Source organism: Aquimarina mytili (assembly GCF_016735115.1).
Classification (GTDB): domain Bacteria; phylum Bacteroidota; class Bacteroidia; order Flavobacteriales; family Flavobacteriaceae; genus Aquimarina; species Aquimarina mytili.
This window is the reverse complement of record NZ_JAERQJ010000001.1, coordinates 89,275-102,287: the sequence shown is the minus strand read 5'-3', so window position 1 is coordinate 102,287 and position 13,013 is coordinate 89,275. Positions and strand designations below refer to the sequence as shown.

The 13,013-nt window shown below is 34.8% G+C and carries 14 protein-coding genes; 8 read left to right on the top strand and 6 right to left on the bottom strand.

The window, feature by feature from the left end; translation table 11 throughout:
* Nucleotides 1–67 precede the first annotated feature (67 nt).
* A complete protein-coding gene (locus JJQ60_RS00505; protein ID WP_236668999.1) occupies nt 68–466 on the bottom strand; it encodes a DUF423 domain-containing protein in 399 nt (132 codons plus the stop codon).
* 137 nt (nt 467–603) lie between these two features.
* On the opposite strand from JJQ60_RS00505, the gene JJQ60_RS00500 reads away from it, so the two are divergent.
* Nucleotides 604–1,974: a saccharopine dehydrogenase family protein gene (locus JJQ60_RS00500; protein ID WP_201915984.1), complete on the top strand. Its 1,371-nt coding sequence runs from the start codon at nt 604–606 to the stop codon at nt 1,972–1,974.
* A 111-nt stretch (nt 1,975–2,085) separates the two neighbouring features.
* Nucleotides 2,086–2,556 (top strand): Lrp/AsnC ligand binding domain-containing protein, encoded by a 471-nt coding sequence (locus JJQ60_RS00495; protein ID WP_201915983.1) that lies wholly within the window; start codon nt 2,086–2,088, stop codon nt 2,554–2,556.
* Between the two features lie 62 nt (nt 2,557–2,618).
* On the opposite strand, the gene JJQ60_RS00490 is transcribed toward JJQ60_RS00495, so the two are convergent.
* The 5 genes from JJQ60_RS00490 to JJQ60_RS00470 all read right to left on the bottom strand — a co-directional run bounded on the left by JJQ60_RS00490 (nt 2,619) and on the right by JJQ60_RS00470 (nt 8,836).
* A complete protein-coding gene (locus tag JJQ60_RS00490; RefSeq protein ID WP_201915982.1) occupies nt 2,619–3,311 on the bottom strand; it encodes a zinc metallopeptidase in 693 nt (230 codons plus the stop codon).
* Nucleotides 3,312–3,437: 126 nt separating this feature from the next.
* Nucleotides 3,438–4,550 carry an alanine dehydrogenase gene (gene ald, locus JJQ60_RS00485; protein ID WP_201915981.1) on the bottom strand — a complete coding sequence of 371 codons (1,113 nt, stop codon included), beginning with the start codon at nt 4,548–4,550 and terminating at the stop codon, nt 3,438–3,440.
* Nucleotides 4,551–4,684: 134 nt separating this feature from the next.
* Nucleotides 4,685–4,945 (bottom strand): SemiSWEET transporter, encoded by a 261-nt coding sequence (locus tag JJQ60_RS00480; RefSeq protein ID WP_201915980.1) that lies wholly within the window; start codon nt 4,943–4,945, stop codon nt 4,685–4,687.
* An 84-nt stretch (nt 4,946–5,029) separates the two neighbouring features.
* The gene (leuS, locus tag JJQ60_RS00475; RefSeq protein WP_201915979.1) at nt 5,030–7,843 is read right to left on the bottom strand and encodes a leucine--tRNA ligase; all 2,814 of its coding nucleotides are present in this window, start codon (nt 7,841–7,843) and stop codon (nt 5,030–5,032) included.
* A 60-nt stretch (nt 7,844–7,903) separates the two neighbouring features.
* The gene (locus tag JJQ60_RS00470; RefSeq protein ID WP_201915978.1) at nt 7,904–8,836 is read right to left on the bottom strand and encodes a 2-dehydropantoate 2-reductase; all 933 of its coding nucleotides are present in this window, start codon (nt 8,834–8,836) and stop codon (nt 7,904–7,906) included.
* A 208-nt stretch (nt 8,837–9,044) separates the two neighbouring features.
* Between JJQ60_RS00470 and JJQ60_RS00465 the strand changes: the two genes are divergently transcribed.
* The 6 genes from JJQ60_RS00465 to truB all read left to right on the top strand — a co-directional run bounded on the left by JJQ60_RS00465 (nt 9,045) and on the right by truB (nt 12,994).
* Nucleotides 9,045–9,923: a cell division protein FtsX gene (locus tag JJQ60_RS00465; protein ID WP_201915977.1), complete on the top strand. Its 879-nt coding sequence runs from the start codon at nt 9,045–9,047 to the stop codon at nt 9,921–9,923.
* Between the two features lie 7 nt (nt 9,924–9,930).
* Nucleotides 9,931–10,755, top strand: coding sequence for a prolipoprotein diacylglyceryl transferase (lgt, locus tag JJQ60_RS00460; RefSeq protein ID WP_201915976.1), 825 nt, complete (start codon nt 9,931–9,933; stop codon nt 10,753–10,755).
* 2 nt (nt 10,756–10,757) lie between these two features.
* Nucleotides 10,758–11,165, top strand: coding sequence for a hypothetical protein (locus JJQ60_RS00455; protein ID WP_201915975.1), 408 nt, complete (start codon nt 10,758–10,760; stop codon nt 11,163–11,165).
* Nucleotides 11,146–11,412: a DUF3098 domain-containing protein gene (locus JJQ60_RS00450; protein WP_201915974.1), complete on the top strand. Its 267-nt coding sequence runs from the start codon at nt 11,146–11,148 to the stop codon at nt 11,410–11,412. Before JJQ60_RS00455 ends, JJQ60_RS00450 begins: the two co-directional genes overlap by 20 nt.
* Nucleotides 11,413–11,479: 67 nt before the next feature.
* A complete protein-coding gene (locus JJQ60_RS00445) occupies nt 11,480–12,274 on the top strand; it encodes an undecaprenyl-diphosphate phosphatase (RefSeq protein WP_201915973.1) in 795 nt (264 codons plus the stop codon).
* 12 nt (nt 12,275–12,286) lie between these two features.
* Nucleotides 12,287–12,994, top strand: coding sequence for a tRNA pseudouridine(55) synthase TruB (gene truB, locus JJQ60_RS00440; protein ID WP_201915971.1), 708 nt, complete (start codon nt 12,287–12,289; stop codon nt 12,992–12,994).
* The last annotated feature ends 19 nt before the right edge of the window (nt 12,995–13,013 follow it).

Genomic DNA, 13,013 nt, shown 5'->3' with positions numbered 1-13,013 from the left:
AAATATGTTGTGTTTTGTTATGTACGTGCAAAATTATAAATAATAATTACACTAACCGTCAAAAACATCACTTAATCTTAACAAGTGAAACAATAAAGAAAATCCAACCAAAAATTAACAATAAACCTCCCAAAGGTGTAAGAAAAGCAAGGCTTGACAAAGAAACTCCTAATACCTCATCAATAACCAAAAGGTATATTGACCCTGAAAAAAGGGGTATTCCCCCCATAAAAAAATAAAAAATTCGCTTCTTGGATTCTAAACTTATGACATTCATGTTTCCTAAAATGAGACACACAATAGCGTGATACATTTGATATCTAACCCCAGTCTTGAATGAGTCAATACTTTGAGTATCTACTAGTTTTTCTAATCCATGAGCTCCAAATGCTCCTAAAAGCACTGCTAATAACGCTAGGACAGCCCCAGTGATCAAAATAGTTTTATTAATTCTGTTATTTTTCATAATTGATTATATCTTGTAGTAGATTTTATGTTTTAGACACATTTTTTCAGAAAGAATAATTAATCTCATAAATTTGAGAGCTTACTTTTTACTGTATTCACTACATTCGTATCAAAGTTATCAAAATATCAGGAGGTATGCGAAAGATTCTAGTTATTGGTGCAGGTAAATCTACTGCGGTCTTAATTAAATATTTTCAGGATAAATCTATTTCTGAAAAACTTCATATAACCATTGGAGATATCTCCGTAGAAAATGCTATTGCACTAGCAAATAATCATCCAAATACTAAAGCACAAGCTTTAGATGTTTTTGATAAAAATTCTAGAGAGACTGCAATTAAAGATGCAGATATAGTCGTCTCTATGTTGCCAGCACGATTTCATATTGAGGTCGCTAAAGACTGTTTGAAATATGAAAAATCAATGGTTACTGCTTCTTATGTAAGTCCGGAAATGCAAGAGCTAGATGATCAGGTTCGCAAAAAAGGCCTCATTTTCATGAATGAAATAGGAGTAGACCCTGGTATTGATCATATGAGTGCCATGCAAGTTATTGATCGCATAAGAAATCAAGGAGGTAAAATCATCTTATTCGAATCATTTACTGGTGGTCTGGTAGCCCCAGAGAGTGATACCAACCTTTGGAACTATAAATTTACCTGGAATCCCCGTAATGTTGTAATTGCCGGACAAGGGGGTGCCGCAGAATTCTTGCAGGAAGGAACATACAAATACATACCCTATCACAAGCTATTTAGAAGAACAGAGTTTCTTGAAGTTGAGGGATATGGGCGTTTTGAAGCCTATGCAAATCGAAATTCTTTGAAATACAAAAGTATATATGGTTTAAATGATATTCTTACATTATATAGAGGAACGATTCGAAGAGTAGGGTTTTCAAAAGCTTGGAATACTTTTGTACAGCTAGGAATGACCGCAGATGACTACACTATAACCAACTCGGAAAACATGAGCTATCGTGATTTTACCAATTCCTTTTTGGCATATTCCCCTACAGATTCGGTTGAACTAAAACTTCGACATTATCTTAAGATCGACCAAGACGATATTATGTGGGATAAACTTCTAGAACTTGATCTATTTAATCCCGACAAAAAAGTAGGAATCCCTAATGCTACTCCAGCTCAAATTCTTCAGAAAATTTTGATGGATGACTGGACTCTGGATAAGGGAGACAAAGATATGATTGTGATGTACCACAAATTTGGATACGAGCTCAATGGAGAGCGTAAACAAATAGATGCCACTATGGTCACCATGGGTAAAGATCAGACTTATACCGCAATGGCTAGAACAGTTGGTTTGCCAGTTGCAATGGCAACATTACGCATATTAAATCAACAAATTACCACCACAGGTGTACAAATCCCTATTCAAGAAGAAGTATACGAACCCATACTTAAAGAGCTTGAAGAATACGGAATCATATTTAAAGAAAAAGAACGCGAATATCTTGGATATAACCCCGATGGTGTAAAAGGGTAAAAACTAAAGTACTCTTTAAACGCCATCCACATATGCAGTATTATCCATTATTTAATTTCAATTACAAAGCAGTACTTGTATTTTTGATTATCATTTGTAATTTTGTCTGTAATGAAAAGTCAAAACAATAACTTAAAAATAGATGGTATTGATAAAGAGATTCTAAGGAATCTTATGGAAGATGCCAGAAAGCCAATTTTAGAAATTGCCAGAAAGGTCGGAATATCTGGCGCAGCTATACATCAACGTCTTCGTAAACTTGAAGCCTCAGGATTAATTGCAGGATCCAAGTTTATTATCGATCCTAAAGTACTTGGTTACAAAACGATGGCGTTTGTTGGCGTCTTTTTAGACAAGGCAGTAAGTAATCCAAAAGCCGTAAAACAACTCAAAGACATCCCAGAAGTAATTGAATGTCATTATACTACTGGAAATTGGTCTATTTTCATCAAGATCTTATGTAGAGATAATGAACATTTGATGAATGTATTAAATAAAGAAATTCAGGCAATAGAGGGCGTTTCTCGTACAGAAACCTTTATATCATTAGATCAACAAATTGATCGACAAATTAAAATATAAAAATTAAGGCCTCACAGATATTAGAAATCTTTGAGGCCCGCAATCTTTTTATATTATTTTACTTAATCTCTTCTTCCTAAAAAAATTGAAATAAAATACAGTAATGTTGCCAATGACCCTAAGGCAGCCACTAAATATGTCCTAGCTGCCCATTTTAAAGCATCTTTTGCCCCGGCATGCTCTTGCTGCGTAACCATATTATTATTTTCTAACCAGGCTAAAGCTCTATTACTGGCATCATACTCTACTGGTAAGGTAATAAATGTAAATAAAGTGGTTACCGCAAATAACATGATCCCAATTAAGAAAACTGTATTCCCAAGAACCATACCTGATGCTGATAAAACAAGTCCTCCCATAATTACAAAATTAGAAAGCTTACTGGCCACACCAACTGCAGGAACAATCTTAGACCTCATCGTTAACCAACTATATGAGGTTGCATGCTGCACGGCATGGCCAACCTCATGCGCGGCTACAGCCGCTGCCGCTGCATTACGTTGATTATACACACCTTCACTAAGGTTTACTGTCTTTTTTAATGGATTATAATGATCCGTAAGCATTCCTGGTGTAGAAATCACTTTCACATCACGTATTCCATTATCATGCAACATTTTTGTTGCTATTTCTGCTCCACTCATTCCATTTTGCAAATGCAGATTTGAGTATTTTTTAAACTTACTTTTTAACTTATTACTTACATATGAACTTACCAGAAATATGATTCCGGCAATGATATAATATCCCATCATAACGTTATCCTTTTTTTATGCTTGTTAAATTTACAATTTATATACTATCTATAAAAGCAAAAACCTCGCCATAATAGCAAGGTCTTTGGTTAAATAAACTTGAGTTAGCCAATACGTCGAAGTTTACTATAAATATGTATCTACATCTTTTAAAGGAAGGCTAAAAGCCTCTGATATTGCCGGATACACAACATCTCCGTTAATGACGTTTAATCCTTTTTTAAGTGGTTCATTTTCTGCACAAGCAGCTTTCCAACCTTTATTAGCAAGTTGAACAGCATATGGCAAAGTGACATTAGTTAATGCCAAAGTTGACGTAAAAGGTACAGCTCCTGGCATATTCGCTACAGAATAATGCACTACATCATCAATAATATATACCGGATCTTGATGTGTTGTTGGTTTTGTGGTTTCAAAACAACCTCCTTGATCTACTGCAACATCTACCAAAACAGTTCCCGGACGCATATCCTTCAACATATCACGAGTGATTAATTTTGGTGCTTTAGCTCCAGGGATCAATACACCACCAACAATAAGATCTGATGTCTTAATATGCTTACGAATGGTATACTCATTAGAATATTCTGTATTTACATTGGCAGGCATTACATCATCAAGATATTTTAATCTTTTAGGACTAATATCTAAAATCGTTACATCTGCTCCCATTCCAGCAGCCATTTTTGCGGCTTGAGTGCCTACAACTCCACCCCCAAGTACTAAAACTTTGGCCGGAGCAACTCCTGGAACACCACCAAGAAGGATTCCTCTCCCTTTGAGTGGTTTTTCAAGATATTTAGCACCTTGTTGAATAGACATTCTTCCTGCAACCTCACTCATTGGAGTTAATAAAGGTAAACTACGATCTGGATCTTCAACTGTTTCATAAGAAACACATACAGAGCCGCTATCAATCATAGCTCTAGTAAGTGGTTCACTTGATGCAAAATGAAAATATGTAAAAACTAATTGATCTTTCTTTATTAAAGAATATTCAGGTTCAATTGGCTCCTTGACCTTGATAATCATTTCAGCAGTTTGGTATACTTCTTCAATGGTCGGTAAAATTTTACCTCCTGCACCGATATACTCTTCATCACTAAAACCACTTTGAAGACCAGCATTTTGCTGAATGAAAACAGTGTGGCCATGTCTAACGAGCTCCATAGTTCCGGCAGGGGTTACACCTACACGGTTCTCGTTATTTTTGATTTCCTTAGGAACACCAATTATCATATTCTTATTTTTTTGTCGAAAATAGCTGTTTTTATGAAATAAACCAATAAATCATATTCAAAAAATATTGTATCAATAATTTTATGGAATTATAATAGAAATTGTTAAAAAACGATAAACCTGAAGAGTTTACCTTAATTTTTATATCGATACTTAAAATACAATAGCAGAAAACCTGAAATTGCTGTTATAAAATTAGCCAAAATAATTGGAAAACTATCAATCAAAAACCCATAAACTAACCAACATAAAACTCCAGAAACAAAAATCAATAGCATTGTTAAAGATAAACTATCGGTAGATTTTGTTTTCCAGGTTTTATACACTTGTGGTAAAAATGCAGCAGTAGTTAAAATTGCAGCCACCAATCCTAAGATCTCTATAGGGTTAATCATGTTTTAATAAATAAAGGGTCAATCTATAATAGTGAATTGCAGGCTTCGAGAACCTCAGCCTGCCACTATAAGTAAATATTTTACTTATCCAACAACATTTACGATCTTACCAGGCACCACGATCACCTTTTTAGGTTCTCGACCTGCAAGCTGTTGCTGTGTTTTTTCATGTGCTAGTACAGCTGCTTCAATTTCATCTTTACTTAAATCTAAAGATAACTCTAAAGTAAAACGCATTTTACCGTTGAATGAAATCGGGTACTGCTTCGTACTTTCTACCAGATGCTTTTCTTCAAAAACCGGGAAAGACGCTGTTGAAATAGACGTATCATGTCCTATTTTTTTCCATAATTCTTCAGCAATATGTGGTGCATATGGCGAAATTAATACCAATAAAGGTTCTAAAATCGCTTTTGAACTACATTTTTGAGCTGTAAGTTCATTCACAGCAATCATAAAGGTACTTACTGAAGTATTAAAAGAGAAATTCTCAATATCTTCTTTAACCTTTTTAATGGTTTTATGCAAGGTTTTTAAACTATCTTTTGTCGGCTCTGTATCTGAAATCTCAAACTTGTCGCCATTATGGTATAATTTCCATAATTTTTTAAGGAAAGAATGTACCCCGGTAATCCCTGCTGTGTTCCAAGGTTTTGCCTGTTCTAATGGACCTAAGAACATTTCATATAAACGCAATGTATCTGCCCCGTAATCATTACAAATATCATCTGGATTAACGACATTAAACCATCGTTTTGACATTTTTTCAACTTCTCGACCTACAATATACTTGTCATCCTCAAGAACAAATTCTGCATTTTTGAATTGAGGTTGCCAGTTTTTCAATTCATCGGGGTTCAATTCATCTGAAGCATTAACCATATTTACATCAACACGAAGTTCTTCAGTTTCATGTTGGTCTTTTAGTCCTTTAGAAACATAGGTATTTGTGCCACTTATTCTATAGATTATAGCACTTGTTCCTAATATCATTCCTTGATTGATCAATTTTTTTGCAAACTCATCTGCAGGAACGATACCCCTATCAAATAAAAACTTTTGCCAGAAGCGCGCATATAGTAAATGACCTGTGGCATGTTCACTACCTCCTATGTATAGATCAACTTCTTTCCAATACGTAATAGCATCTTGAGAAAACACCTCATCTTCATTATTAGGATCCATATATCGATTAAAGTAATATGAACTTCCAGCCCAACCTGGCATCGTATTCAACTCTAATGGAAAAATCGTTTTATGATCTATTTTTTCATTAGAAACCACCGTATTAGTTTCGGTATCCCAAGCCCAAACCTCTGCACGACCTAATGGTGGGTCTCCAGCTTCAGTAGGCAAATATTTTTCAACCTCCGGCAACTCAATAGGTAAATGTTTTGCATCAATCATTTGCGGCATACCGTCTACATAATATACAGGAAATGGCTCTCCCCAATAACGCTGGCGACTAAATACAGCATCGCGTAATCTATAATTGATCTTACCTTCTCCTTGCCCTAATTTTTCTAGTTCATAGATGGCCGTTTTGGTTGCTTTCTTATAATTTAAACCATTCAAGAATTCAGAATTTGCTATGACTGTATTTTCTTTATCGGCAAAAGCTTCTTCAGAGATATCTACTCCTTCAAAAATATTAGTAATTGGAATATCGAAATGCTTCGCAAAATCATAATCACGCTGGTCCCCGCATGGCACAGCCATTACTGCACCTGTACCATATCCTGCTAATACGTAATCTCCAATCCAGATTGGCACCGGCTCTTTTGTAAACGGATGCTCTGCATAGGCTCCTGTAAATACTCCGCTAATGGTCTTTACATCAGCCATACGCTCACGCTCGCTACGTTTTGCTGTGGCTTCTATATATGCATCTATCTCGGTTTTTTGTTCGGCAGTTGTAATTTTTTGAACTAATTCGTGTTCTGGTGCTAACGTCATAAACGTAGCTCCAAAAATAGTATCAGGTCTTGTTGTAAATACTTCAATGGTTTCATTATGATCTTTTACCTTAAAAATCACACTCGCTCCTTGTGAACGTCCAATCCAATTGGTTTGCGAATCTTTTAGCGGTTGCGGCCAATCGATCGTATCCAATCCATCAAGTAAACGCTGAGCATAAGCAGAAATTCTCATGCTCCATTGTGTCATTTTTTTTCGAATAACTGGATATCCTCCACGCTCAGAAACTCCATTTACAATCTCATCATTGGCTAATACTGTTCCTAATTGTGGACACCAGTTCACCTCAGTTTCTGCTAAATAAGTTAACCTATATTTTAGTAAAATTTCTTGTTGTTCTCTGGACGAAAAGTTATTCCAATTCTCTGCTGTAAATTCAGTTACACCCTCATCACAAACTGCGTTTACGCTTGCGTTTCCTTCAGAAGAGAAAATAGCCTCCAAATCTTGAATTTTTCTGGCTTTATTCTCTTCATTATCATACCATGAATTGAAAAGTTCGATAAAAATCCATTGTGTCCATTTATAAAATTTGGGGTCACTTGTTCTTACTTCACGACTCCAGTCAAAAGAAAAACCAATTTTATCTAGTTGCTCACGATAGCGAGCTATATTCTCTTTAGTTGTAATAGCAGGATGTTGTCCTGTTTGGATAGCATATTGCTCTGCCGGCAAACCAAAAGAATCATATCCTTGTGGATGCAATACATTAAATCCTTTATGACGTTTGTATCGTGCATAAATATCACTGGCAATATACCCTAATGGGTGTCCTACGTGCAATCCTGCACCTGATGGATAAGGAAACATATCCAATACATAGTACTTTGGTTTATCACCGCCATTTTGTGCTTTAAACGTTTCGTTTTCTGCCCAATATTTTTGCCATCTGGCTTCAATGGTATTAAAATCGTAGCTCATCCATCTAAAATTAAGACCGCAAATTTACGATTTTATGTGAGTTAACTATTGTTTTTTGTTTTAGTTTTTCGCTAACCTTGCTTTAGTTTCCATAGGTTGCAAACAACTATAAACAAAAGTATTTGCAGGTGTTGCAATTCCTAATTTCTTTCCTTCTTTAACAATAAATCCATTAAAATTATCCAGTTCAGAAGGGCGTCCTTCTATAATATCGCGCTGCGTGGATGCAGTTGAGTCATAAGGTTGTTTACTTATAAACATCATGATTCTATCCACAAGATCTTTTTGCAATGCTACTCCTTTTGCTTTGCCTACTTCATAAATCTCGGTTGCAGTTTGCTCTAAAATCTGACGCGTTTTCTGATTTTCATACATTTCACCAATGGTAGCTCTGGTTAAGGCACCTAAACCACTTACCGTAGCAATAAACATAAATTTACTCCATATATCTACATAAATATCTTTTGAAATCGTATTATTAAATCCGGCCTTATCAAATACTTCTTTCACCTTCAGCAATCGCTCCGTACTACTTTTATCAGTTTCTCCATATACTACTTCGGGTGAATGACCAAAATGTGAAATAACTCCCGGAGCTTCTATTTTGCTATAGATTTTACATAATCCTCCTAAAATGTGCTTTGCATCCAGAACAGAAAGTAACCTTTCTGCATTATCTGCACCATTTTGCAATGGAATTACTATAGTTTCTTCTTTAAGTATAGGCTTAATCAACTCTGCGGCTTGAGACACTTGCCAAGATTTTGTGCAAATTAAAACCAGATCAACCATTTCTATTTCTTCAATAGCATCAGTTACCATGAAAGGCTTTGCTACAAAATCCCCATCTATACTTTTGACTTGTAATCCGTTTTTCTTAATTGCCTCTAGATGTTTCCCCCTGGCTACTAGCGTAACTTTTTGACCTGAATGAGATATTTTTCCTCCAAAATATCCGCCAACACCCCCAACACCAATGATTACAATATGCATATGTCATAATTTATTGAATACACATGGTGACAAAAAATTTTAATTGTCATTCTGCGTTACTATTATATATCAAATTTAATCAAACTATATTATAAAACAGATCTCTTCTTTAACGAGGTTAATTCGGCTTGTTTATTCTAAAATGGGATACATTTTTGCACAATAAGTCTCATTAACTTTATTATTTTTACCGAAAATTGAATTATATATGAGCTCATCTTTTGAAAAATACCAAAAACGACGACTAATTTCTTCTTACTTTTCAGTGGTTATTAGTATTTCGTTGGTGCTATTTTTATTGGGCCTCTTAGGTTTATTAGTTTTAAACACTAAAAAAGTTGCAGATCATTTTAAAGAAAAAATTGCACTTACTATTTATTTAAAAGACACTGCTAAAGATGTAGAAATCAAACAACTTGAAAAAACATTAGCACTATCAGAATATACAAAATCAACAACATACATCTCTAAGGATGAAGCTGCCGAAGAACATAGCAAGGATATAGGAGAAAATTTTATGGATTTCCTTGGGTATAATCCACTACAAAACTCGATCGACGTATACCTGAAAGCTGATTTTGTAGCTCCCGATAAAATTGAAGAAATCTCGGCATCTATTTCAAAAAAGAATTTTGTAGATGAAGTAATCTATGACAAGCCTTTGATTTCTTTGCTAAATGATAATATCAAAAAAATTAGTTTTTGGGTATTATTAATTAGCGGTGTTTTCACTTTTATTGCAGTACTGCTTATTAATAGCTCAATACGTCTATCTGTATATTCTAAGCGTTTTATTATTAAAACCATGCAAATGGTTGGTGCCACAAAAAAGTTTATAAGAAGACCCTTTGTATGGAAGAGTATTCGCTTAGGTATGATCGGGGCTATAGTCGCATTAATAGGCGTTGCAATAGTGCTATACTATCTCAACAAGACGTTTCCAGAATTAGCTCTATTAGAAGATGAAATATTGCTTATCATTCTATTTCTTGGTGTTTTTGGGATTGGAGTATTGATTACATGGATAAGCACATTTTTTGCCACACAGCGATTCTTGAATCTTAGAACCGACGAACTATATTATTAAAGATTTTATGGGGCCAATAGAATGGAATGTCGATCCTGAAATTGTAATGTTATTCGGGACTTTTCCTATAAAATATTATGGAATACTATTTGTTTCAGGCTTGTTGCTGGGTTATGAGATCGTTAAACGTATCTATAAATCTGAAAATATCCCGGTTGAAAACCTCGAAAAACTATCCACTTATCTCTTTATTGGAATCTTAGCTGGTGCGCGTCTTGGTCACTGTTTATTTTATGATTTTGCTTATTTCTCTCAACATCCTTTAGAGATATTTCTTCCGTTTCAGATTGTAAATGGAAATTGGCATTTTACAGGTTTTGCAGGTCTCGCAAGCCATGGAGGTAGTATTGGAGCCATCTTAGCAATTATAACATATTGTTTCCGAAGCAAAACATCACTGCTTTGGGTATTAGATCGTGTAGCAATTGGGGCACCGGTTACCGGAGCATTTATTCGACTAGGAAACTTCATGAATTCAGAAATATATGGAAAGCCAACCCAAGGAAACTATGGTGTAATATTTATGAAGGATGATTTAATCCCAAGACATCCCACACAATTATATGAAGCTTTTGTATATCTTTTGATTTTTGGATTATTATGGTATCTATATCAAAAAACTGACCTAAAAAAGAATCAAGGTTTCATTTTCGGAATTTTATTAGCAACTCTTTTCTCGGCAAGATTGGTTCTAGAAATTTTTAAGGAAAATCAAGTCGCTTTTGAAGACAATATGACTTTGAATATGGGGCAGTTATTAAGCATACCTTTTATACTGGTTGGAGTGGCATTGGTAATTCTTAGCAAAAAGAAAATTAAATACATAGCGTGATCATGGGCAAAATTGGTAAAATATGGTTTTTAATTGTTTTTGTACTTTTTTTAGCTTTCTTAGCTATTGCAATTCAAACATTCAGGCCTGTACGCAATGTACAACCTGATGATGTACTTAAAATTACCGGTAGAGTAATTGATATTAAAGAAGCTCCTGGCTTTGATATTGTGCTTACCCTCGAAAATGATGAACATTACTACTACATTAATAGAGGACTACAGCACAATTTAACTGTAGCGCAGTTAGGTACCGATATTCTAAACAAAAGAGTTACTTTGTATGCTATTAAAAGATGGACTATCTTTACCCCAGATAGTAACATGGGACATATATCCAAACTAATGATTAAAGACCGTGTGATCTATAACGAAATAAATAACGATGAGCATGAAAAAACAATCCAATAAAAATACGCCGTATACCCCGGATTTTGTCTTCGGAAAAAAGAACTATGTTGTTATGGCTATCGGAATTGCTGTAATTGCTTTAGGTTTTATACTTATGGCCGGAGGAGGAAGTGATGACCCTAATGTTTTTAACCCTGAGATTTATAATTTTAGAAGGATACGCCTTGCACCAACTATAGTTTTGATCGGTTTTGGTATAGAAATCTACGCGATTTTGCTTAATCCTAACAAGAAGAAAAAGCAGTAATTCAACAAATTATCTTTTTGTAGTCCTATATTTGCACCAATTTTTTTAAGAAAACCCCACATACTACATGGAAATCTTTGATGCAATCATTCTAGGAATCGTACAAGGTCTTACAGAATTCTTACCTGTTTCTTCTAGCGGGCATTTAGAATTAGGCAAAGCAATTTTAGGAGACAATAGCATCCCTGAAGAATCACTACTTTTTACGGTAGTGCTTCATTTTGCAACTGCACTTAGTACTATTGTTGTTTTCAGAAAAGATATTTGGACTATTATTCGAGGGTTATTACAGTTTAAAAATAATGAAGAAACCCATTTTTCTTTAAAGATTATTATATCTATGATTCCGGCAGTCATTGTTGGGTTATTTTTTGAAGAACAGTTAGAACAACTTTTTGGAGGTAATATTATGTTTGTTGGTTTCATGCTTATTATTACTGCAGCATTACTCTGGTTTGCCGACAAAGCCAAAAGTACACGGAAACCAGTAAGCTTTTCTAATGCTTTTGTAATTGGAGTTGCACAAGCTATAGCTATGCTACCAGGGATTTCTAGAAGTGGTGCCACAATATCAACATCAGTACTCTTAGGAAATGACAAAACCAAAGCAGCTCGTTTTTCTTTTTTAATGGTTATTCCTTTAATTTTTGGAAAAATAGCCAAAGATATTCTTAGTGGCGATCTCTCTTTTTCATCAGAAAACACTGTTCCAATAGCAATTGGTTTTGTTGCAGCATTTATTTCTGGTCTTTTTGCCTGTACATGGATGATTTCCTTGGTAAAAAAGAGTAAATTAACTTATTTTGCCTTATATTGTATACTTGTTGGTTTTTTAGCCATCATCTTTGGTTTTATTAAATAGTAGCCCCATATTATGCTAACCGAAAAAGACTATAAAGACGGTCAAATTCTTTTGATCGATAAGCCGCTGCAATGGACATCTTTCCAGGTTGTAAATAAACTTCGTTGGCTTATTCGAAAAAATTTTGGTATCAAAAAAATTAAAGTAGGACATGCGGGCACTTTAGACCCTCTTGCTTCAGGTTTACTGGTTATCTGTACAGGAAAGTTTACAAAACGGCTTCAGGAGTTTCAGGGACAAATTAAAGAATATACAGGTACCATAACGTTAGGAGCTACAACACCATCGTATGATCTAGAGACCGAGATAGACCAAACATTTCCAATCGATCATATTTCAGAAAATAATATTGAAGATGCCACCTTAGGCTTTATTGGAGAAATAGAACAATACCCTCCTGTATTTTCTGCTCTAAAAAAAGATGGTAAACGATTATACGAATATGCTCGAGAAGGTGAGCATGTAGAAGTTCCTCCTCGTAACATAACGATCTCAGAATTTGAAATTACACGCATACAATTGCCCCAAATCGATTTTAGGGTAGTTTGTAGTAAAGGAACCTATATACGATCACTAGCACATGATTTTGGTAAAACTTTAAAAAGTGGGGCTCATTTAACTGCATTAAGACGAACAAAAATAGGCTCATTCTCAGTAGATGATGCCATTACGGTTCAATCTTTTGAAAATCAGTTGCAAACAAAAATTGAAACTGCATAAAATAATGTAGAATAAAAGA

Coding starts and splice junctions, on each gene's coding strand:
- JJQ60_RS00505 (WP_236668999.1), bottom strand. CDS start 466: ATGAAAAATAACAGAATTAATAAAACTATTTTGATCACTGGGGCTGTC.
- JJQ60_RS00490 (WP_201915982.1), bottom strand. CDS start 3,311: ATGATGGGATATTATATCATTGCCGGAATCATATTTCTGGTAAGTTCA.
- JJQ60_RS00445 (WP_201915973.1), top strand. CDS start 11,480: ATGGAAATCTTTGATGCAATCATTCTAGGAATCGTACAAGGTCTTACA.
- JJQ60_RS00470 (WP_201915978.1), bottom strand. CDS start 8,836: ATGCATATTGTAATCATTGGTGTTGGGGGTGTTGGCGGATATTTTGGA.
- JJQ60_RS00495 (WP_201915983.1), top strand. CDS start 2,086: ATGAAAAGTCAAAACAATAACTTAAAAATAGATGGTATTGATAAAGAG.
- lgt (WP_201915976.1), top strand. CDS start 9,931: ATGGGGCCAATAGAATGGAATGTCGATCCTGAAATTGTAATGTTATTC.
- ald (WP_201915981.1), bottom strand. CDS start 4,550: ATGATAATTGGTGTTCCTAAGGAAATCAAAAATAACGAGAACCGTGTA.
- truB (WP_201915971.1), top strand. CDS start 12,287: ATGCTAACCGAAAAAGACTATAAAGACGGTCAAATTCTTTTGATCGAT.
- JJQ60_RS00450 (WP_201915974.1), top strand. CDS start 11,146: ATGAAAAAACAATCCAATAAAAATACGCCGTATACCCCGGATTTTGTC.
- JJQ60_RS00455 (WP_201915975.1), top strand. CDS start 10,758: ATGGGCAAAATTGGTAAAATATGGTTTTTAATTGTTTTTGTACTTTTT.
- JJQ60_RS00465 (WP_201915977.1), top strand. CDS start 9,045: ATGAGCTCATCTTTTGAAAAATACCAAAAACGACGACTAATTTCTTCT.
- JJQ60_RS00500 (WP_201915984.1), top strand. CDS start 604: ATGCGAAAGATTCTAGTTATTGGTGCAGGTAAATCTACTGCGGTCTTA.
- JJQ60_RS00480 (WP_201915980.1), bottom strand. CDS start 4,945: ATGATTAACCCTATAGAGATCTTAGGATTGGTGGCTGCAATTTTAACT.
- leuS (WP_201915979.1), bottom strand. CDS start 7,843: ATGAGCTACGATTTTAATACCATTGAAGCCAGATGGCAAAAATATTGG.